Genomic DNA, 19,424 nt, shown 5'->3' with positions numbered 1-19,424 from the left:
CGTGCCGCTACCCGCCGGCGGTGCGCTTGAGCGCGGTGTGCGGACTTTCGCCGTAGGTCTGGCGATAGAGCACGGCGAACCGGCCGGTATGGGCAAAGCCCCAGCGCTGCGCGATTTCGCTGACTGTGGTTACCGATCGGTCGCCGGAGATCAGGTCTTGATGAGCTCGATGCAGCCGCACCCGGCGGAGGTATTCGGTGGGAGTGGTGTCGAGCTGCTGCCGGAACAGGTACTGTACCGCCCGCGGCGTCAGATGGACCACGGCCGCGACGTCCTTGACCCCGATGTTCATCGCCGCGTGGCGATGAATGAACGACATGGCGGTTTGCAGTGCCTTGGGGACCGATGGGTCGTTCGGCGCCGACTGCCCCGCGCTGATGTTGGACGGAAAGCACTCGATTAGGGCAGCGGCCAGCAACCGGGCCGCCGCGGTGACCAGGAGTGGGTGCCGGACGGTGTCGGCCGAAGCGAAGCTGGTAGTGACGTAGTCGAATGTGTCCCGCCAGATGCGCGCTGCCGCCGGCGTACGTGGCCGGGAACTGAGGAACTCGACCTGCTGCGGCATCGGCGTGTGTGACCCCGCGGCGACTTGTTGGAGCAGATCGGCGTCGATGCTGGCAACGGTGAACCGGACGCTGTTCAGCCGCAGCAGGCGCGGAAATCCGTCGACGGCCAGCAGCGGGGTATCCGCGTTCGGGGCACCGTCGCCAACCGCGATCAACGAGCCTGAACGCGGCTGGATCACGATAAAGCCATCGGTCGTGCGGATTTCGCAGTCGACTCGGCCCTGGATCGTCACGTTGTCGACGGTGAGGTGTTCGGCCGCGCAACGGTGGTGTGTGATGGTCGATCCCTTGGCGAACTCGCTGATTCGCCAACTCGGGTGATAGGCGCTGGCGAAGAATCTCTGGGCGGCGACGCGATCGACGGCGTGGAAATGGGCGTGCCGCACCGCCGCGGGGTGGTCCTTGAACTCGTGGCGATCCTTGCCGTCAAGGCTGATCGCGTCGTGCCGCTGGGGACGGACACGGCACCGTGTGTCCTCGGTAACACTTGTCATGGTCGACAATAATGGTAAAGGATTAACGCAACTATCCGGCGCTAGCTACCTTCTGCCGCTCGCCCAGCGAACTGACCTGGCGGTAGATGTTGAGCGTATCGAGCGCGATGCGGTCCCAGGTGAACCGCGACTCTGCATGCAACCGCCCCGCCGCCCCCATGCCCGCACACTGAAAGCTTTGTTCCTGGAGCGTTTTCAATGCGATCGCCAATTCCCTGGGATTGTCGGGTGGTACCAGCAACCCGGTGACCGAGGACACCACGGTGTCTGCCAGGGCGCCGGTGGACACCGCCACCACGGCGACGCCGCTGGCCATGGCCTGCAACGCGGCACTGGCCCGCGGCGCCTGCCGGGGCGTGCACGCGACGACATCGGCCGATCGCAGCAGTGCCGGCAGTTCGTCGGCCGCGCCGGGGCCGGCGAAGCGGACCCGGTCGTTCACTTGCAGCGCCGCGGCCAGGTTCTTCAGTGCGTTCCGTGCCTCGTCGTGGGCCCGATTCTGGCGGGAGCCGGCTGCGGCACTCTCGGCGATGACGAGTTCCGCTGCCGGAAGTTTGGGCAAGACTCGGATGGTCCGGTCGAATCCGCTGTCCGGCGACGGGTCCGGCGCCACGCAAACGATGCGATGCAGGTCGGTGCGGGCAGCTTCGGGACCCACCGGGGTGTAGCGTTCGACGTCGACTCCGGTGGCCAACACCGACAATCGCGCACGGCTGCGTCGCAGCCTGGCCAGTGCGCTCACATCGGCGCTGCTGCCGGCGGTGACCCAGGTCGCGTTGCGCGCCAGCAGCGGTTCCAGCCGGGCGCGTTCGGAACTGCTGATCTCGTCGGGCCGCATCAGCGGAGCCAGCCCGTGGAAGCTTTGTACCGTCGGCAGCCGTCTACGCCTCGCCGCCAGCTGGCCGGCCAGGCCGCCCAACCACCCGAGGGCATGAACGACGTCGGGAGGATCCGACGACCAGAGCCCGGCCAGTTCGGCGGCCCAGTCACCGACGTAAGGCAACACCTGTGCGGGGGGAATCGTGGCGACCGGACCGGCGGTTACCGCAACCGTCCGATAGCCGCGCTCGGTCACGGTGTCCGCGAAAGCGGTCCTGTTCCGGCGACGAACGAAGGCGGTGACATCGTGGCCATGGGTCGCCAATGCGGCGCCTAGCTGCCTACAGTCGTCGGCGACGGCCTCACCGCAGTCGGGGCCGCAGTCATGGACGCCGGCATCCATGACATCGTCACCGCAGACGATCGCGATCTTCATTGGACCTCCTTCCGAACCTCGCGACTCCCTTCCCGCGTTTCTTGGGGCGCTCCGCGACGCGCGCAGATTACCCACTATGGCGCGGTTGAAACCGCCGGAGAGGTCGGTTTCGCATGACGGACCGACCCGGTATCCGGTGGCGAAAGGCCGAGCGGCTAGGAAGCCGGGGGTCGCTGTGCGGCCTGACTGCCCCGGCCGGCGGTCAGCCCACCACCTCCATCAGCAGCAGCGCCCCGCCGACCCGGTCCCCAGCCGACCGGAAGGATGTACAGGTGACTCGTAGCTGGGCCGGGCGGCCGCGGCGGTTGACCGCATCGAGCATCGTTTCACCGAAGCTGTCGGGGTCCACGAAGGCGTTGCCGATCAACGGCCGCAGGTTGTCCATCGGCAGTCCGATGTCCAGCGAGGTCAGCGGCGAGCCCGTCGCCTCGTCGGCGCGCAACCCCCATAGGTCTTCACTGCCGCGGTTCCACACCACCACCCGCATTTCCCGGTCCACCACGACCATGCCCAGGCGGACCGAGTTGATCAGCGAGTCCAGCAGATTCTTCACGTCGTCCAACTCGAGAGTGCGTTCGCGCAGGGTGTCGTTGATGCTATGCAGCTCGTCGTTGGTCGACTGCAGTTCCGCGTTCATCGTTTCGAGTTCTTCGTTGGTGGACTGCAGCTCCTCGTTGGTGGTCTCGAGCTCTTCCACCGTCGACTGCAGCTCCTCGTTGGTGGTCTCCAGTTCCTCGTTGGTCGACTGCAGCTCCTCGTAGGCCGTCTCCAGCTGTCGGTTGGTCTGGACGACCTTGTCGAGCAGGACGCGGGTCGCGGAGACGTCGAAGAACACAATCGAGACCCCGAGCAGGCCGTTCTGGGCGTCGACGAGCGGGTTGACGTGGATCTCCAACCACACCGTGTCGGCGCCCGGACGCTGCCACTTGACGTCTTGAATCCGTGCCGAACGCCGCTCCAACTTGGCCTGGTCCAGGTAGGTGCGCAGTTCGACGGGCCGGTAGGACACTTCCAGATCGCGCAGCAGCCGCCCGATGTCGCGGGCCGAAAGGCCGAAAACCGTCTCGGCCTGCTGGTTGATCATGGCCACGGTGTCCTCGCCGGTGACCACGATCTGGGCCACCGGGCCGGCGCGGAAAGCCAAGTCGCGCAGTGTGGTCGGGCCCGGCGGGTCGCCCTGCCGGTCGTACAAACCCGCCGTGGGGTGGTAGCGGCCGACGCTGCCGTGCGGCCCGTTGGCCTTGCGGAAGATGCGGTTCTTGAGGCTCAGCGGGGTGAAGCGATCACCGTGGCTCAACAGCATCTCGGCGTGCCCGAGGAACAGCGTACCTTGCGGTGCCAGCGCAAAATGCAAGCGGCTCAACACGTTTCGCTGTGTCTCGGCGTTGAGGTACATCAGCGTATTGCGGCACACCAGCAGGTCGACGCGGGAGATCGGCGCGTCCTTGACCAGGTCGTTGCGGCCGAAGATGACGGCGCGGCGCAAATCCTTGCGAAATACGTAGCGGCCGTTGACCTTTTCGAAGTAGCGGGCCAACAGGTGGGGCGGCACCGGTTCGACGGCCTTGGCCTCGTAGGCGGCGGTGCGTCCTTCGGCGAGCGCGTCTTCGTCGATGTCGGTGGCGTAAATCTTGACCCGTTGCCGGAATGCGTCGCCGCCCAGCGCCTCGACCAACAGCATGGCCAGGGTGTAGGCCTCCTGGCCGGAAGCGCATCCGGCGCTCCACACCCGGATGGGGTCGTTGGGACCACGCTCGGCCAGCATCCGGGGAATCACGTCGGTGTCGACGAAATCCCAGGAGTCCTGGTCGCGGAAGAAGGCGGTCACGTTGATCAGGATGGTGTTGAACAGAGCGGCGAATTCGTCGGAGCTGACCTGCAGGACGTCGAGATAGTCCTCGAAGGAGCGGTATCCGGCCTGATCCATCCGGTGGCGCACCCGGCGGATCAGCGACGTGCGTTTGTAGCCGGTGAAGTCGAAGCCGCGGGAATCCCGCATGTAGCGCAACAAGGCCTCGAAGGACTCGTCGGTTGTGGCGTTCATGGCTGTGACGTTCGCATTCGATCAGGGGGTCCGACGGACTGGAACACTACTCGCGACGTCACAGCTGGTTTTCGGGGCCGACCAGTGCCCACACCGTCTTGCCCGATGAGGTGGGTGTGCTGCCCCAGGCTCGGCAGAGCGCGGTGATGATGGACAGGCCGGACAGCATTCCGGTGCCGCCCGCGGCGTCCTCGTACCGCACGGCGGGTTGATGACTGTTGTCTTCCACGGCCACGGTGACGGTGTCGCGGTAGTTCTCCACGACCAGTACCGGCGCGCTGTCGGTGTGTGCGAGCACGTTTTCGACCAGCACCGTCGTTACCGTGGCGGCGACCGCGACCAGATCGTTTCTGGCCCACGCGGTCAGCCACGCCTGGATCAGGGAGCGAGCCACCCGGACGCTGACCGCGGTCGGCGGGAGCTGGGCGCGACTGCGTCGCCGACTGTGTAGCGACAGTTCGTCCACCGCGCCCAGCGCCGACTCACGGGTTGGGTGCACCGGCACGTATCGCGCCACCCCGACGCTGGTGATCACCCGCCGAGTCTCGGGGTCCTGGCTGGTCAGCAGGATGGCCACGTCCGGCCAGGTGCTGACGTGCCAGCGGGCACTGGTGAACACCGACCAGGCGGAGGCCGACGGCACCGAAAGGCGGCTCACGTCGACGAGCACCGCGCGCGGTTCTTCCAGCGCCACCTTGATGACGGCGTCGCGCAGCTCGCGATATGTCAAGCTGTCCAGCACACCCTCGACCGTCAGTACCACCGCGCCGTCCTGGCGCTCGACGTTGATCGTCACGTGCCGGTTGTGCTCAGCCACCCTCATCACCGGGGTCACCGCTTCGGGGAACAGTGGTCGATAGCCGCTGGCTGAGCACGGCCAGGGCCCGCTCGGTCTCCTCGGCCTGGGCCGTGTAGCGCTGAAAAAGCCGACCACGACCGGATTTTCCGGCCAGATGCCGCGCCAGTCTGGCCTTCTCCTGCAGGCTGCGCAGCGCCACCCACAGCGCGCCCTCGATCTCGTCGTCGCGCGCGGCCAGCAGGGCATCGGCCGTCCAGGCATGGCCGACGCGGCAGCGATAGTGGCCCTCGCTGATGGACACCAGCGATCCGTGGCAGTCGGGGCAGGTATAACCCGAGGACGTGCCGAGTCGCTGGGCGTCGAAGTCGGTCGAGAACGGAGATGCCATGGCGATGCGGTTCTCCAGCTCCAGCGCGATGTCGGGTTCCATGGTGACCTCCTTGATTTCCCGGTGAGACAGCTCCTTCAGCACTGAGCCGATCTCGGCCGCGGCCGCCTCCCGGTCCAGCACGCCGGCGTTCCGGGCGTTGGTCGGCATCGACGAGAACAGGGCGTCCTCGGGCGTTTGACCGATGGTGGTGCCGCTGCGGGAGCGGATCGCGGCCAGCCCGAGCACGCCGTCGTCGAGCACTCCGGACAACAGCACCCCGATGGCGCGCGGCCCGTAAGTCAACGCCGCCGAACGAAACAGCGCGTTGATCGCCGGACGATGCCCGTTCTCGGTGGGCCCGTGAGACAGCAGCACGCACTGCTCGCCGACCAGCAGATGACGGTCGGGCCGGGCCACATAGATTTGTCCCACGCGAAGCGGCGCGCCGTGCTCGGCGGCGACGGCCGGCAGGGGTCCGCTCCTGTCGATAATTCGGGCCAGGACGCTGGGTGCGCCGGGTGGCAGGTGCAGGGTCACCAGGTAGGCGTAGGGCAGGTCCGGCGACAGGCCGGCGGCCAGACTCCGCAGCGCTTCCACACCGCCCGCCGAGGCGCCGACCGCCACCACGCCGCGGAGATTGCTGTGTTCGCCGGTCTCCTGCATGCCACCCCTGTATACCCAGTTCAAGGTTAGGCAACCGTCTTGCCGGTGGATAGGTCCAACGCGAACGTGAGGACCGGAAATCGCCCCGAAAAAGCCGTTTGACGAATCACCTCAAGGGTATTTGGCCCGCCATGTCCGAGCGTGACGTGAAGACGGTGCTGGTGTGGCACGTGCACGGGTCCTGGACGCAGGCGTTCGTGGCCGGCAGGCATCGGTACCTGATCCCACTGGCCGGCGAGGGTGGTGTCGAAGGCCGCGGTCTGGCCGGGCGGTCATGGCCCAACGCGCAAGAGATTGCGCTGGCGGAATTGGGCCGGCACGACATCGACGTTGTGGTGCTGCAGAACCCGCACGAGGCCGCGCTGTGTGCCAGGTGGACGGGCCGCCGTGCCGGCCGCGATGTGCCCGCGGTGTACGTCGAGCACAACGCCCCGCGGCCGTACGCCGAGCGCAGCCGGCATCCGGTTGCCGACCGCAGCGACATCCCGCTGGTCCACGTCACCGAGTTCAACCGGCTGATGTGGGACAACGGGTCGGCGCCGACCCGGGTGATCGAACACGGCATCGCCGATCCCGGCCCGCTGTACACCGGCGACATCCTGCGCGCGGCGACGATGATCAACGAACCGCTGCGCCGGTGGCGCACCGTCGGCGCCGACCTCTTGGCGCCGTTGTCGGGGTACGCCCCCATCGACGTGTGGGGCATCGGCAGCGAGGACATTTCCGTCAACCGCGGTGCAGTGACCGGGCGCGGCGATGTCGCGGCTCCGCGGTTGTGGGAACAGGTCGCCCGCCGGCGCGTGTACCTGCATACTGCGCGCTGGACCTCGCTGGGTCTGTCGCTGGTCGAGGCGATGTTCTTGGGGATGCCGGTGGTGGTGGCCGGCACCACGACGGCTCCGCTGCTGGTGCCCGGCGAGGCGGGCATCGTCAGCGCCGACGTGGACACGTTGGGGCACGGCCTGCGCGAGTTCATGAACGACCACGCGAGCGCGGTCGCCGCCGGCAAGGCGGCGCGGGAATTCGCGACCGGCCGCTTCTCGCTGGAGCGCTTTCTCGCCGAGTGGGACCACCTGATCGAGGAGCAGTGCAGTGAATCCCGAAAGGAGCCGGCATGAGGATCGCGATGATCTCCGAACACGCCAGTCCCCTGGCCCACCTGGGTGGCGTAGCCGCGGGCGGTCAGAACGTGCACGTCGCCGAGCTGTCGGCCGCGCTGGCCCGGCGCGGCCACGAGGTGGTCGTCTACACCCGGCGCGACGACCCTGCGCTGCCCGACTCCGTCGAGACCGAATACGGCTACACCGTCGCGCATCTGCCCGCAGGCCCGGCTCGCCCGTTAACCAAAGACCAACTGCTGCAATATATGTACGGGTTCGCGCAGTATCTGGACGCGTACTGGTTGAGCGCGCCGCCCGACGTGGCGCACGCCCACTTCTGGATGTCGGGCCTGGCCACTCAGCGGGCCGCCCGGCCGCACCGCATTCCGACCGTGCAGACCTTCCATGCGCTGGGCTCGGTCAAGCGACTGCACCAGGGGCCCGACGACACCAGCCCGGGCTGCCGGATCGGGGTCGAGGCCGCCGTCGCCCGCGATGCCGACTGGGTGGCGGCCACCAGCACCGACGAGGTGTTCGAGCTGGTCCGGATGGGCCGCGCCCGGTCCCGGACGTCGGTCGTGCCGTGCGGAGTCGAGGTCGACGCCTTTACACCGGACGGTCCGGTGGCCGACCGCGATCCGGGCCGGCGCGCAGCGCTGGGCACGTCCGGCCGGCAGCGGGCGCGGACCCGCTATACCTGGGACCGGATCGCCGCCGACGCCGAGCGCATCTACGACAAGGTGGTGCCGGCCCGACGCTTGGTCACCGGCAGCCGCTCCGGCTGACTCTGGATCACGTTACTGCTCACCGTTTCGAGCAGCCGCAGCGAACTCTCGACCGGCTCGGGCAGCCGGCGCCGCTGTCGCAGCGCCTTCGGCAGGGCACTGAGTGCCTCGAATAGCGCTGCGGCGTGGGCGGTGTCGTGCGCTGCGGCCCACGCCAGTTCGGCGGAAGCACGGATGCACCGGTCTACCGGCCGGCGCAGGCACGCGGTCAGCATCTCGTTGCGAAGCACGCGGGCGTGCTGGACACGGTTCGATTTTCGCGTCGCGGACGGCTGGTGGTATGCCACCAGCGCACGGGAGAAGCACAGATCCCAACCCTGCGCGGCCAGATCCCAGGCCAGTAGCGCCTCTTCGCCCCGGAAGTGCAGGATCGGGCTGAATCCGCCGACCGCCTGGAACGCCGCCCTGCGCACCAGCGCCGAGCAGGCCTGGAACCCCAGGATGGACGGCCCGGGTAAGGCCGTGTGTCGACCGAGCGGACTGTTGGCGAGTTCGTCGACCAGCGGGTCGTCCCGGTGCTGCGGCCAGACAACGGTACGGCCCGCCAACACCGCCACGGTGGGGTATCCGTCGAACAGCACCTCGGCGAACCCGACGGCCTCGGGCGCCCACCAGGAATCGTCGTCGCAGAACCCGACAAATGGTGTCTTGCAATGTGCCACGCCGATATTGCGGGCCACCGCACCCTGGTTGCGGGTCAGCGGTATGACGGTCAACCGGCCGCCGGAACGGGCTGCGAACCTGCCGGCCGCCGCCACCGAGCAGTCGTGGGATGCGTTGTCCACCACTACTATCGGGCAGCCGGTGGTGTCGAGCAGACGTTCCAGGACGGTGCACAACTCGTCGGCCCGATCGCGCGTCGCGATCACGAAAGAAGTTCGGGGCCGGCTTGCAGAGGGGACCGCCATATCCGAGTCCACTACCCCGGAATCCCGCTGGTAAAACACGTTTCATCATCGAATTCCCGGGTACCAGACGCGGGTGTCTGGAATGTCGCGTGTATTGGTGACCGGCGGTGCCGGGTTCCTGGGCGTTCACCTGTGTAAACAGCTGCTGGGGGCCGGGGTCGAGGTGGTCAGCCTCGACGACCTGTCCACCAGCTCGCCGGCCGCGGCGGCCCGGCTGCGGGGGCGGCCGGGTTATCGCTTCGTGCCCGGCAATGTCTGCGATCCCGCGGTCATCGGCAAGGTCGGTGTCGCCTTCGACACCGTCTTCCATCTGGCGTCACCGGCTTCACCGCTGGACTACCAACGGTTGCCGATCGCGACGCTGCGGGCCGGATCCGAGGGCACGGCCACCGCTCTGGAGATCGCCCAGCGTGGTGGTGGCCGGCTGGTGCTGGCGTCCACCAGCGAGGTCTACGGCGACCCCCAGCAGCATCCGCAGCCCGAAAGCTATTGGGGCAACGTCAATCCCGTCGGGCCGCGCAGCGTGTACGACGAGGCCAAACGCTATGCGGAGGCGCTGGCCTTCGCTCATCACCGAAAGCACGGGACCAGCGTCGGGGTGGTCGGCATCTTGAACACCTACGGGCCGGGTATGCGCGCCGACGACGGCCGGATGGTTCCGACGTTCTGCCGGCAGGCGCTGGGTGGTGAGCCGCTGACCGTATCGGGCGCCGGAACCCAGACCAGGTCACTGTGCTACGTCGACGACACCGTGGCCGGCTTGATCGCGTTGGCCCGCGGCGATTTCGGCGGCCCGGTCAACATCGGCAACCCCACCGAGCTGACCGTGCTCGAGGTCGCCGAGCTGATTCGTGCGCTGGCCGACAGCGACTCGGCGATCGAATTCGGCCCGCCGGCCGTCGACGACCCGCAGCGCCGCTGCCCCGACATCACGCTGGCGCGGCAACGGCTGGGCTGGCGGCCGCGGGTCGACCACCGCACCGGGCTGAGCCGGACGCTGCAGTGGTTCCGGATGACGCTCGACCATTCGCGGCGGGCTCTGGCCCGCGAACCGCTGGCGACGTAGGAGGTCCGATGCGAATCCTGGGTGTCAACGCGGTTTTTCACGACTCGGCCGCTGCTCTCGTGGTTGACGGGCAGGTGGTGGCGGCCGCCGAGGAAGAGCGGTTCTCCCGGCGCAAACACGGCAAGCCGGCGGTGCCCTTCTCGACCTGGGAACTTCCCGTCGCGGCCATCCGGTGGTGCCTGGATCACGCCTCTCTGCACCCGGCGCAGATCGACGCGGTCGGCTATTCCTACGACCCGGCACTGATGTACGAGGAACCGCTCGACCCGGCCGGGCTCGACCGTGACTGGGAGCACTTGCGCACATTGTATGCACTGCGTGCGCCGCGGTTCTTGGCGTCCGCCGTGCCCGGGCTCAATCCCGAAGTGGTGCAACACGTTCGCCATCACGTCGCCCACGCCGCATCGACAGCGCTGGCCTCGCCGCACCCGGACACCGCGGTGCTGGTGGTCGACGGTCGCGGCGAGCGAACCTCGATGCTGGCCGGCGTGTACCGTGACCACAAGCTCGACGTGCTGGCGTCACAGCGGCTGCCCGACTCGCTGGGGCTGCTCTACGAAAGCCTCACCGAGCACCTGGGTTTCGCGCGCTCCAGCGACGAGTACAAGGTGATGGCGATGGCCTCCTACGGCCGGCCCAGATTCCTCGCAGAGCTCCGCGACCAGGTGTACGCCTGCGCCGACGGCGGGTTCCGCACCAAGCCGATCCAGTGGGAGGAGCTGGCGCCGCGGCGCGCCCCGGGAGCCGACGACCTCGATCCGGTGCACGCCGACCTGGCCTGCAGCGTGCAGCGCGTCGTCGAGGAGGTGTTGCTGGACCTGGTCGGCTGGTTGCGCGACCGCACCGACGGCGACGCACTGTGCCTGGCCGGCGGCGTGGCGCTCAATTGTGTTGCCAACACCCGCATCTACGCGGAGTCCCGTTTCGACCGGGTGTGGGTGCAGCCCGCCGCCGGTGACTCCGGCACCGCGCTGGGAGCCGCGCTGGCGGTGGCGGCCGCCTACGGTGAGCCGATCGTCCCGATGCTGACGGCGCAACTGGGCCGCGGCTGGTCCGATCGGCAGATCCGGGTCGTACTGGACAACGCTGCCGTCAGTTATGAAGAGCCGCAGGATATTTCGGCTGCGGTCGGCGATGCGCTGGCCGCCGACCAGCTGGTCGGCTGGTTCCAGGGCCGCGCCGAGTTCGGGTCGCGGGCACTGGGCGGCCGCTCCCTGCTGGCCGATCCGCGTGACCCCGCGAACCTGGAGCGGCTGAACTCGGTCAAGGGGCGCGAACGATTCCGGCCTGTCGCCCCGATGGTTCTGGCCGAGCGAGCCGGTGAGATCTTCTCCCGCGGCCCGCTACCCAGCCCCTACATGCTGTTCGTGCACGACGTCGCGCAGGCGTGGCGCGACCGCATTCCCGCGGTCACCCACGTCGACGGGACCGCACGCATCCAGACCGTCGACAAGGCCGCCGACCCGCGCCTGCACGCGACGATCAGCCGGTTCGCGCAGCGCACCGGGGTGCCGGTGCTGGTCAATACCAGCTTCAACACCGCCGGACGGCCGATGGTGGATACCCCGCGGGATGCACTCGAGGTGTTCGGCAGTTCCCCGATCGACGTGCTGGCCATCGGCCGCTACTTGGTCAGGCGCCGCCGATGAGCTCCGGCTACGCGATCGTGATACCCACCGTGGGCCGAGAGTCCCTGCAGCACTTGCTGAGCGCACTGGCCCGCGAGTCTGGCCCGGCGCCGGACGAGGTGGTGGTGGACGACCGCTCCGGCCACCGCCCTCGACGTCGGCGGCGGCCTGGTACTACGGGTGCTGTCCGGCGGCGGGCGCGGTCCGGCCGCCGCACGCAACGTCGGATGGCGCGCCACCTCCGCCCGGTGGGTGTGCTTCCTGGACGACGACGTGGAGCCCGGCCCGCGGTCACCGGCTGTATGGGCGCCGACCCCCGGATCGGAGCCGAATTCCTGCGGCCGGGCCCCGGGTGGGGCGGCTCATGTCTGCCCAAGGACACCGCGGCGCTGGTGCACACCGCGGGTGGTCACGGCGTGTCCTTCGCCGAAGTCGAGGCGGCCCGGGTCACCAACGCCGTGCAGGCCGACCGGATTGCCGGCGCCCTGCGCCGCGCGATGGGCCGCCCGTTGTCCGGCTGCCGGCTCACCGCACTCGGATTGACCTTCAAGGCCCAGACCAGCGACACCCGGGATTCTCCCGCGTTGACGGCGTGCGCGGAGCTGGCCCGGTCGGGCGCCCAGGTGATGGCTTACGACCCGCAGCTGGGCAACATCGACCCGGTGATCCTGCAGCGGGCCGAGGTCACCGCCGTCGACGAACCGTACCGGGCCGCCAAGGCCGCCGACGGCATCCTGGTACTCACCGAGTGGCCGCAATTTTGCGATCTGGACTGGCATTCCATTGCCCGGGAGGCGCCCGTGGCCGTCGTCCTGGACACCAGAAACCTGCTCGACCCAGCGGGAATCCGCACCGCCGGGCTGACGTATCTGGGAAACGGCGCGCCGCAGGGGTTCTGACACCGATGTTTAGTCGCGGTTTCACCGGGTAGGACCTGGGCTGGGGGAGCCGGTGTTCGGGACCGGCAACCGTGGAGGACATGGAATTGATTGATGACAGGGTCATACCCATTCGCCCGGCTGGACACAGTGACCCACGCAGGCGTGCTCGAAAATCGCACCAGCGCGACGAAACCTCGCCCGGCGGGTTGGCCCTGGTCACCGGCGCCGGCAGCGGCGTGGGCTTCGCCTTTGCCAGACAGTTCGCCCGGCGCGGATACGACCTGATCGTCGCCGACTCCTGCGACGACATCCACACCGCGGCGGCCGCTCTCAGCGAGCTGGGTACCGACGTTCAGCCGATCCAGGTTGACGCGCGGCTCGCCGAGCGACCCGATGTGTTGTACCGGCGCGTACGGGCCGCCCGGCAGCCCGTGGTGGCGGCCGCGCTGAACTCACCGGTCGACGGCTACGACCCGGACGACAGCCTGGAAAACGTGCTGCAGGAGATGGTGGCCGGCATCGGTCAGACCATGCGGCTGGCTCGGCTGCTGGCCGAGGAGATGGTCGTGCATGGCCGCGGCGGCATTATCTTGACCGTGTCGCCGGCAGGAGCCGCATCGGGCCACTCGGGCCACTCGGACCACCATGTGGCGCTGTACCGGGCCGGCGCGGCTTTTCTCAGAGACTTCGCCCGGACGCTGCAAGACGAGTTGGGCCAGACCGGAGTGCGGGTTACCACCTTGCTGCCGGAACCGGTCGGTCCCGGCAGTTCCCGGATGCACCGCACACTGGCCAGGGTGGATGTGGCGCTCGACCACCTCAGCCAGCTGGCCGGCGCCGCGCGGCATCCGCGCAATCTGACGGAACTGGCGCGCCGGCTGATCCGCGATGACATGAAATGGCTTGTACGCCAGATCATCTCGCCGTCCGGGAAAGCGGTGTGACGCGGTGGGTGCTGTCGGGTGATTCGGCGCAGCCACCGCGTCACCGGGTGGAACGGGAAGCTGCGATTCAGTTGCCGAAGCCGCCGCCTGGAGACGCGACGGTCATGGGTCCGCCGGGACCGGCGCCCAGGCGGCTGGCGGCGAAGTCGACGCCCTTGCCGATCATGCCGCCGTCGTCGGCGTAGGTGTTGTGCGCGGCGAAGTTCATTCCGTCGGAGCACACCGGGTCTTCGGGGGCGCAGACCTTGATGGTCTTGCCCTGGTAGGCCGGGCCGATGGTGACCGGCGGCTCACCGAGGAAGTTCATGGCCCGAGCGTTGGGTGGTCCGAACAGCACGACGGCGACGACGTGGTTGGCGACCTCGGGTGCCAGCGGTTTGGGTACGGTCGCCGGGTCGACCCCGTCCGGCACCGCCGGGGAGGTGACGAAGCCCATCACGGCCGCGCCCTGAGAGTAACCGGCGAGCACCATTTTGGTGCTGGGGCAGCCGCCGGCGGTGGAGACGACGTGCGCGCCGGCGTCGCGGATGCCGTCGACGCCGGTGTCCCACTGGTCGCTGGCGGGATAGTTGACCGCGTAGACGCCCATCGAGCGCGCGCCCAGACGGGAGCGCAGGCCGTCGACGAAGGCCTGTCCGGTGGGACCGACACCGGGCGGTTCGCCGGTGCCGCGGGCGAACACCACCTCGACGTCGGGGCACGATTGGGCGGAGGCGGAGGGGATGGCAGTAGCCGGCAGGACAGTAGCGCTGAGGACCCATGCGGCGGCTGCCGCGGGACCCAGGATACGAGCACGGGAACAGGAGACGCATTCATGCCGCAGGAAGTGCCCACCCGTCCGCGTGCCCAAACCCCGAATTTTTCGGCGCCGCGGATCGGCCCGGCCGTCGTCGTTTCCGGCGGTTGAAACGGTGCGGCGCCGGGTACCCGCAACCCGGTTTGGTCGGTAGGGCGCGGCTTGGCCCGGCACCTGGGCGAGCGAACACCAATCCTGCGATGAAAGGAGCCGGGAATGGGCACGAACGACAATCGTTGGAAGCGTCGATTAACCGTCGCCGCAGTCACGACCGCCGCGCTGCCGTGGCTGGTGGGTGTGGTCGGGGGCGAACCGACGGCGCGGGCGGCCGCGCCCGAATTTCTGCAGGTGCCGTCGGCGGGCATGGGCCACAACATCACCGTTGAGTTCCAATCCGGCGGAGCCCCGGCCGTTTATCTGCTCGACGGCCTGCGCGCCCGCGACGACCGCAGCGGCTGGGACATCGAGACCAACGCCTTCGACGAATATGCGGGTTCCGGCATATCGGTGGTGGCGCCGGTGGGCGGGCGGTCCAGCTTCTACTCCGACTGGTACGGATCGGCCAACGGCCAGACCTACAAGTGGGAAACCTTCTTGACCAGCGAACTGCCCGCCTACCTGGCGAGCAGGGGGGTGCGGTCGACCCGCAACGCCGTGGTCGGCGTCTCCATGTCCGGGTCGTCGGCGATGATCTTGGCGGCCCATCACCCGCAGCAGTTCGCCTATGCCGCCTCGCTGTCGGCCCATATGACGCCGTCCAGCGGAAACGGCCCGACGCTGATCGGGTTGGCGATGAACAACGAAGGCGGGTTCAACCCGCAAGACATGTGGGGACCGACGGGTGGGCCCGGGTGGCAGCGCAACGACCCCACCGTGCAGGCCGGACGACTGGCCGCCAACAACACCCGGCTGTGGGTGTACAGCGGCAACGGCACACCCTCGGAAATCGGCCAGGGCAGTATCCCGGGACAGGTCATCGAACAAGTCGTGTTGCAAAGCAATGTTGCGTTCAAAGACGCCTACACCGCCGCCGGCGGCCATAACGCGGTGTTCAACCTCGACAACAACGGCGTGCACAGCTGGGGCTACTGGGGAGCCCAGCTGGCGGCGATGAAGCCGGACATGCAGCGGACGCTGGGCGCCGGTGGCGGCGGGCAGACGTGACGCTCTCAGCCGCGTAAGCCGAGCCGGCCGGCCAGCATCAGGAATGCGGCTGCGAAATCGTTGTCGTCGGTGGCCTTCTCGATGTGGTCCCAGTCCAGCTGTTCGCGCACTGCGCGGGCGGCCGGGATCAGGTCGGCGAAGTTGCAGTGATGTTCGGTCAGGGCGCGCAACTTTTGGATGAATACCGTCGTGGGCGGCAATACCGGCATCGAAATGGCAAGCACCACACGCTCTTCGGCGCCGTCGAGGTCCGCCGGCGCCACCGGCTCACCGTTGACCCGGTGCAGTACGTCGACGACCCACTGACCGCTGCGCGCCTTGAGCAGCCAGTCTTCCGGTGGGCGTTCGATACAGAACCCGGCGTCGGCGAGCGTGGCCGTCGCGGCCGGCGCATCGGCCTCGGCGACCACGATGTCGACGTCGTGGGTGGGTTCGGGGGCGCCGTAGGACCACAACGCGTAGCTGCCCGCCAGCGCGAAGCGCGGCCCGTGTTCCTTGAGTGCTGACGCGGCATGGCGCAATGCTTCTCGCAGCCCCGGGTACTGCGCCCCGCCTGTGCACGCACCGGCCGTGGCGGTCGTCCAATTGGGCGGCGTAGTCATCGTGGGTAAGGCATACCCTGCCGGTGTCGTCGCCAACCCGGCCGACCGTGACTATCGGGGACTATCGGGCAGCCGTTTAATCACCCGCCGAAATCGGGTATCAGCAACGTTATGTCACCCATAGCGCCGGGTTGCTGCGCACGGGCCGCGGTGGTGACTTTGGTTCGCGGTGGGCGGGTGCGCCGGTGACGGCCGGGCTGGTGGAGCATTGGCTGGAGTCGGGGCGGCTGGAGTTGCCGCTGCCGGCCTCGGGGCGCACCGCCGAACGTTGGCAACGCCTGGCGCAGCTGGCCGAGGAGGACATCGCGGCGGCCCGCATCGCCGAAGCCCACGTCGACGCCGGCGCCATTCTCAACGAGTTGGGCGGTAAGCCGCCGCAAGCAGGCCAGCTGTGGGGCGTGTGGGTGGCCGAGTCCGCCGACACGGTGCTGCGGGCCAGCCGCATCGCCGGCGACGAGTATGTCCTCAACGGCATCAAGGTGTGGTGTTCGGGCGCCGGGTTTTGCACGCACGCGTTGGTTACCGCGGTACTGGACGACGGCAAACAGGGCCTGTTCGCGGTGACCGTCACCGACCCCGTCGTCAAACCCTTGCCGAGCACCTGGTGGAACCCCGGGATGGCCGGCAGCGACACCCGATCGGTGCAGTTCAGCGACGTCCATGCGATGGCGGTGGGGGAACCCGACGCCTATCCGAACCGGCCCGGCTTCTGGCACGCCGCGATCGGGGTGGCGGCGTGCTGGCTGGGCGGCGCCCGCCGGGTCGCCGACCCGCTGTACCGCTGCGCCGCAGGCCAGTCGGCCGACGCCTACGCGCTGGCGCATCTCGGCGCGGTGGACGCCGCGCTCGCCGCCGGAGAAGCGATGCTGGCCAGCGCCGCGGAGCGGATCGACAGCGATCCGTTCGATCGGTCGGGCATCGCTCAATTGCTGGCCCGTCGTGCCCGCGCGATCGTGGAACACGCGGTTGACGAGGCCATCACCCGGACCGGCCGCGCCCTGGGGCCGGGACCGCTGTGTCAGGACGGCCGCCATGCGCAGCGCGTCGCCGACCTGACCATCTATATCCGCCAAAGCCACGCCGAGCGGGACCTGGCCGAACTCGGGCGCCTGGCCGGTCAGCACCATTGCGGGCCGCAGCGCCAGGCAACGGCGCCGGAGCCGCGGCCATGCCGTTAGCCGGCCGGTAGCCATGCGAGTGGCGACCTTCAACATCCTGCACGGCCGCACGGTGGGCGACGGGGTGGAGGTGCAGCGGTTGCGCGACTGCGTGCGCCGTCTCGACCCCGATGTGCTGGCGTTGCAGGAAGTGGACTGCGACCAGCCGCGATCGGGCCGGGTCGACCTCACCGCGGCGGCCGCCGAAGCCATGGGCGCGGTGGCGCATCGGTTTGTGGCCGCGATCTCGGGCACCCCCGGCGCGACGTGGATGGCCGCCACCGGCGATGAACAGCCCGGGACCGCGGCCTACGGCATTGCGCTGCTGTCGCGCTTCCCGGCGGCCAGCTGGCAGGTGGTGCGTTTGCCCCGCATTCCGGCGCGCTTCCCGATGTACCTGCCGGGGCCCGACAAAGTGATGATCGTCGACGAGGAGCCGCGGGCGGCCGTCATCGCGCGCCTGCATACCCCGTTGGGGCCGATCACGGTGGCCAACACCCATTTGTCGTTCGTGCCGGGTTGGAACCGGTGGCAGCTGCGCCGCCTGGTTCACGACGTGCGCGGCTTCCCCGGACCGCGACTGCTGACCGGGGACCTCAACCTGACTCCGGCCGCCGCGCACCGATGGTCGCTGATGCGGCCGTTGGCAACGGCCCCGACTTTTCCGGCGTCCGCCCCCGACCGGCAACTCGACCACATCCTGAGCGACGATCCCGGTCTTCGCGCCGGCGCGGCGGCGGCGAAGCTGATGCCGATCTCGGATCATCGGGCGCTGCTGGTGGACCTGGACCGGGCCTCGAAAACGGTACTGAAGGTCTAGTCACCTCGGTCAGCGGGGTCCTTGCGCCCCTTGCGTCCCTTGCGCCCGTGGAAATCGCACCTTTCACATGGGCCCCAGGGCCGAGGCGGTGCGCAATTTGCCCACCTAACAGCGACATCTAGGCTCGCTGCCGCACCGAGGTTGTCGCTCACAGCCGGGCAAAACAAGACACCATGCCCGCGCGCACCGAGTTGTCGCGCACAGCCGGGCAAAACGAGACACCATGCCCCGCGCGCACCGAGTTGTCGCGCACAGCCGGGCAAAACGAGACACCATGCCCCGCGCGCACCGAGTTGTCGCGCACAGCCGGGCAAAACGAGACACCCCAAAACCGGCGGTGACCGATGTGGCCGATGAGAAAGTCGACGTTGCGTCCTACACCGCCGACGGGTCAGTCCTCTTGGCTGCGGGCCTCCGCGCCGGTTTCCCCGCTGCCGAAGTCGTCGTCGGCGGAGCCGCGTCCGACGTAGCTTCCTTCGTCGTCGCGACCGGCTCGCGACTTGGCGACATGCGGGTCGAACTCCACGTCGGACTCGGCCTTCTCGGACTGACGTCGTGTCATATGGCTACCTCTCGGGTAATAGCTAGAGCGTCCACATTCCCCGGTGGGGCCGATTGCAAACGCTCACCGCAGACAGCGCTCCGCGGGCAGCAAGGTGGCGCTCATATTGCGTTCCATCATCTTCAGCGCGGCGGCTCCGAGCTCCTCGTCGATGTGCGCGACGGCATCGGGCGGGACGACGACGTCGTAGTGGCGCAGGTAGCCGTCGAGCGCGCTATAGAGGATGCACTGCTCGGTGACTTGACCCGCAAGCACGATGCGCCGGGTCTTCAGCCGGTCCAGCAGATACTCCAGCGCGGTGGCATAGAACACGCTGTGGCGCACCTTGGTAATGATCCGGCAGCCGGCCTTCGGCACCAGCGGTTTGACCAGGTCAGGACGCTCGCCGTCCAGCGCGGCCGAAATGATGGCACGATGGTCGGCGGTGAAGTCGCCGTGGTTGTCGTTGACATAGATCAGATCGACGCTGCGGTTGTGTTCGGTGTCGCCGACCAGCCCGACCAGCGGATCGATGATGGCCGCGACGTTGCTTGCCAGCTGTTCGGCGTCGGGATGCCGGTAGTCGTTGAACATGTCGATGACCAGCAAGGCGGTATCACTCACTGACCAGTGATACCCCGGCAAGCGGCCGGCCACTCGGTTTGGGGGCCCCGGGACGCTGGGTAACCATTGGCAGTGACCTCACAGCTACCCGGCAGCGCGGTTACAGATTGGACGATGGGGAAATAGTTTCCCTAGGCTACGATGGTGGTCACACCGATAGTGGGATATGGCTGGGGAGTGAGCATGCTTGACACCGGAAGTAGCGCCGTTTGTTCTC

The 19,424-nt window shown here is 68.5% G+C and carries 18 protein-coding genes and 2 pseudogenes; 10 read left to right on the top strand and 10 right to left on the bottom strand.

Annotated features, from left to right (window positions below; translation table 11 throughout):
- Positions 1-7: 7 nt before the first annotated feature.
- From EET03_RS25685 to EET03_RS25665, 5 genes are all read right to left on the bottom strand, one after another.
- A complete protein-coding gene (locus EET03_RS25685; protein WP_082274771.1) occupies positions 8-1,060 on the bottom strand; it encodes a helix-turn-helix transcriptional regulator in 1,053 nt (350 codons plus the stop codon).
- 31 nt (positions 1,061-1,091) lie between these two features.
- Positions 1,092-2,315, bottom strand: a complete 1,224-nt coding sequence (locus EET03_RS25680; RefSeq protein ID WP_075543986.1) for a glycosyltransferase — start codon at positions 2,313-2,315, stop codon at positions 1,092-1,094.
- 202 nt (positions 2,316-2,517) lie between these two features.
- A complete protein-coding gene (locus EET03_RS25675) occupies positions 2,518-4,359 on the bottom strand; it encodes a CheR family methyltransferase (RefSeq protein ID WP_075543987.1) in 1,842 nt (613 codons plus the stop codon).
- Positions 4,360-4,417: 58 nt separating this feature from the next.
- The gene (locus EET03_RS25670; RefSeq protein WP_244232534.1) at positions 4,418-5,176 is read right to left on the bottom strand and encodes an STAS domain-containing protein; all 759 of its coding nucleotides are present in this window, start codon (positions 5,174-5,176) and stop codon (positions 4,418-4,420) included.
- The gene (locus tag EET03_RS25665; protein WP_075543988.1) at positions 5,169-6,191 is read right to left on the bottom strand and encodes a chemotaxis protein CheB; all 1,023 of its coding nucleotides are present in this window, start codon (positions 6,189-6,191) and stop codon (positions 5,169-5,171) included. The genes EET03_RS25670 and EET03_RS25665 overlap by 8 nt, the downstream gene beginning before the upstream one ends.
- 131 nt (positions 6,192-6,322) lie before the next feature.
- Between EET03_RS25665 and EET03_RS25660 the strand changes: the two genes are divergently transcribed.
- Entirely contained in the window at positions 6,323-7,309 is a 987-nt protein-coding gene (locus tag EET03_RS25660; protein ID WP_208649136.1) for a glycosyltransferase, read from the top strand.
- A pseudogene (locus EET03_RS25655) lies at positions 7,306-7,953 on the top strand (glycosyltransferase); the annotation flags it as partial. The gene EET03_RS25660 and the pseudogene EET03_RS25655, both read left to right, overlap by 4 nt.
- Before the next feature lie 68 nt (positions 7,954-8,021).
- On the opposite strand, the gene EET03_RS25650 reads toward EET03_RS25655, so the two are convergent.
- On the bottom strand, positions 8,022-8,984 hold the full coding sequence (locus EET03_RS25650; RefSeq protein ID WP_082274774.1) for a glycosyltransferase family 2 protein: 963 nt from the start codon (positions 8,982-8,984) through the stop codon (positions 8,022-8,024).
- Between the two features lie 82 nt (positions 8,985-9,066).
- On the opposite strand from EET03_RS25650, the gene EET03_RS25645 reads away from it, so the two are divergent.
- The 5 genes and pseudogenes from EET03_RS25645 to EET03_RS25625 all read left to right on the top strand — a co-directional run bounded on the left by EET03_RS25645 (position 9,067) and on the right by EET03_RS25625 (position 13,503).
- On the top strand, positions 9,067-10,050 hold the full coding sequence (locus EET03_RS25645) for an NAD-dependent epimerase/dehydratase family protein (protein ID WP_075543990.1): 984 nt from the start codon (positions 9,067-9,069) through the stop codon (positions 10,048-10,050).
- Positions 10,051-10,058: 8 nt separating this feature from the next.
- Positions 10,059-11,699, top strand: coding sequence for a carbamoyltransferase family protein (locus EET03_RS25640; protein WP_075543991.1), 1,641 nt, complete (start codon positions 10,059-10,061; stop codon positions 11,697-11,699).
- A 159-nt stretch (positions 11,700-11,858) separates the two neighbouring features.
- Positions 11,859-11,915, top strand: a pseudogene (locus tag EET03_RS32010) (hypothetical protein); the annotation flags it as partial.
- Positions 11,906-12,577, top strand: a complete 672-nt coding sequence (locus EET03_RS25630) for a UDP binding domain-containing protein (protein ID WP_082274775.1) — start codon at positions 11,906-11,908, stop codon at positions 12,575-12,577. The pseudogene EET03_RS32010 and the gene EET03_RS25630, both read left to right, overlap by 10 nt.
- A gap of 80 nt (positions 12,578-12,657) precedes the next feature.
- On the top strand, positions 12,658-13,503 hold the full coding sequence (locus EET03_RS25625; protein WP_082274772.1) for an SDR family NAD(P)-dependent oxidoreductase: 846 nt from the start codon (positions 12,658-12,660) through the stop codon (positions 13,501-13,503).
- A 67-nt stretch (positions 13,504-13,570) separates the two neighbouring features.
- Here the strand turns inward: EET03_RS25625 and EET03_RS25620 are convergent, their stop codons facing one another.
- Positions 13,571-14,287, bottom strand: a complete 717-nt coding sequence (locus tag EET03_RS25620) for a cutinase family protein (protein WP_208649137.1) — start codon at positions 14,285-14,287, stop codon at positions 13,571-13,573.
- A 228-nt stretch (positions 14,288-14,515) separates the two neighbouring features.
- On the opposite strand from EET03_RS25620, the gene EET03_RS25615 reads away from it, so the two are divergent.
- Entirely contained in the window at positions 14,516-15,463 is a 948-nt protein-coding gene (locus EET03_RS25615) for an esterase family protein (RefSeq protein WP_075543993.1), read from the top strand.
- 5 nt (positions 15,464-15,468) lie between these two features.
- On the opposite strand, the gene EET03_RS25610 is transcribed toward EET03_RS25615, so the two are convergent.
- Complete coding sequence (locus EET03_RS25610) at positions 15,469-16,065, bottom strand: hypothetical protein (protein WP_075543994.1); 597 nt, start codon at positions 16,063-16,065, stop codon at positions 15,469-15,471.
- A 185-nt stretch (positions 16,066-16,250) separates the two neighbouring features.
- On the opposite strand from EET03_RS25610, the gene EET03_RS25605 reads away from it, so the two are divergent.
- Together EET03_RS25605 and EET03_RS25600 are read left to right on the top strand one after the other, a co-directional pair.
- Positions 16,251-17,243, top strand: coding sequence for an acyl-CoA dehydrogenase family protein (locus EET03_RS25605; protein WP_099194281.1), 993 nt, complete (start codon positions 16,251-16,253; stop codon positions 17,241-17,243).
- Positions 17,244-17,256: 13 nt separating this feature from the next.
- Positions 17,257-18,042 (top strand): endonuclease/exonuclease/phosphatase family protein, encoded by a 786-nt coding sequence (locus tag EET03_RS25600; protein WP_075543995.1) that lies wholly within the window; start codon positions 17,257-17,259, stop codon positions 18,040-18,042.
- Positions 18,043-18,433: 391 nt separating this feature from the next.
- Here the strand turns inward: EET03_RS25600 and EET03_RS30485 are convergent, their stop codons facing one another.
- A complete protein-coding gene (locus EET03_RS30485) occupies positions 18,434-18,604 on the bottom strand; it encodes a hypothetical protein (RefSeq protein WP_099193812.1) in 171 nt (56 codons plus the stop codon).
- A 63-nt stretch (positions 18,605-18,667) separates the two neighbouring features.
- Positions 18,668-19,207 (bottom strand): cysteine hydrolase family protein, encoded by a 540-nt coding sequence (locus EET03_RS25595; RefSeq protein WP_075543996.1) that lies wholly within the window; start codon positions 19,205-19,207, stop codon positions 18,668-18,670.
- Positions 19,208-19,424 lie beyond the last annotated feature (217 nt).

Origin of the sequence: Mycobacterium innocens (genome assembly GCF_900566055.1) — a bacterium.
GTDB lineage: Bacteria > Actinomycetota > Actinomycetes > Mycobacteriales > Mycobacteriaceae > Mycobacterium > Mycobacterium innocens.
The sequence above is the reverse complement of the archived record's forward strand: the minus strand, read 5'-3'. Positions and strand labels throughout refer to the sequence as shown.

Bases quoted from the DNA above. Each gene is read 5' to 3' on its own strand.
- EET03_RS25640 (WP_075543991.1), top strand. From the start codon at position 10,059: ATGCGAATCCTGGGTGTCAACGCGGTTTTTCACGACTCGGCCGCTGCT.
- EET03_RS25630 (WP_082274775.1), top strand. From the start codon at position 11,906: ATGGCGCGCCACCTCCGCCCGGTGGGTGTGCTTCCTGGACGACGACGT.
- EET03_RS25610 (WP_075543994.1), bottom strand. From the start codon at position 16,065: ATGACTACGCCGCCCAATTGGACGACCGCCACGGCCGGTGCGTGCACA.
- EET03_RS25615 (WP_075543993.1), top strand. From the start codon at position 14,516: ATGGGCACGAACGACAATCGTTGGAAGCGTCGATTAACCGTCGCCGCA.
- EET03_RS30485 (WP_099193812.1), bottom strand. From the start codon at position 18,604: ATGACACGACGTCAGTCCGAGAAGGCCGAGTCCGACGTGGAGTTCGAC.
- EET03_RS25665 (WP_075543988.1), bottom strand. From the start codon at position 6,191: ATGCAGGAGACCGGCGAACACAGCAATCTCCGCGGCGTGGTGGCGGTC.
- EET03_RS25650 (WP_082274774.1), bottom strand. From the start codon at position 8,984: ATGGCGGTCCCCTCTGCAAGCCGGCCCCGAACTTCTTTCGTGATCGCG.
- EET03_RS25675 (WP_075543987.1), bottom strand. From the start codon at position 4,359: ATGAACGCCACAACCGACGAGTCCTTCGAGGCCTTGTTGCGCTACATG.
- EET03_RS25680 (WP_075543986.1), bottom strand. From the start codon at position 2,315: ATGAAGATCGCGATCGTCTGCGGTGACGATGTCATGGATGCCGGCGTC.
- EET03_RS25685 (WP_082274771.1), bottom strand. From the start codon at position 1,060: ATGACAAGTGTTACCGAGGACACACGGTGCCGTGTCCGTCCCCAGCGG.
- EET03_RS25600 (WP_075543995.1), top strand. From the start codon at position 17,257: ATGCGAGTGGCGACCTTCAACATCCTGCACGGCCGCACGGTGGGCGAC.
- EET03_RS25660 (WP_208649136.1), top strand. From the start codon at position 6,323: ATGTCCGAGCGTGACGTGAAGACGGTGCTGGTGTGGCACGTGCACGGG.
- EET03_RS25645 (WP_075543990.1), top strand. From the start codon at position 9,067: ATGTCGCGTGTATTGGTGACCGGCGGTGCCGGGTTCCTGGGCGTTCAC.
- EET03_RS25625 (WP_082274772.1), top strand. From the start codon at position 12,658: ATGGAATTGATTGATGACAGGGTCATACCCATTCGCCCGGCTGGACAC.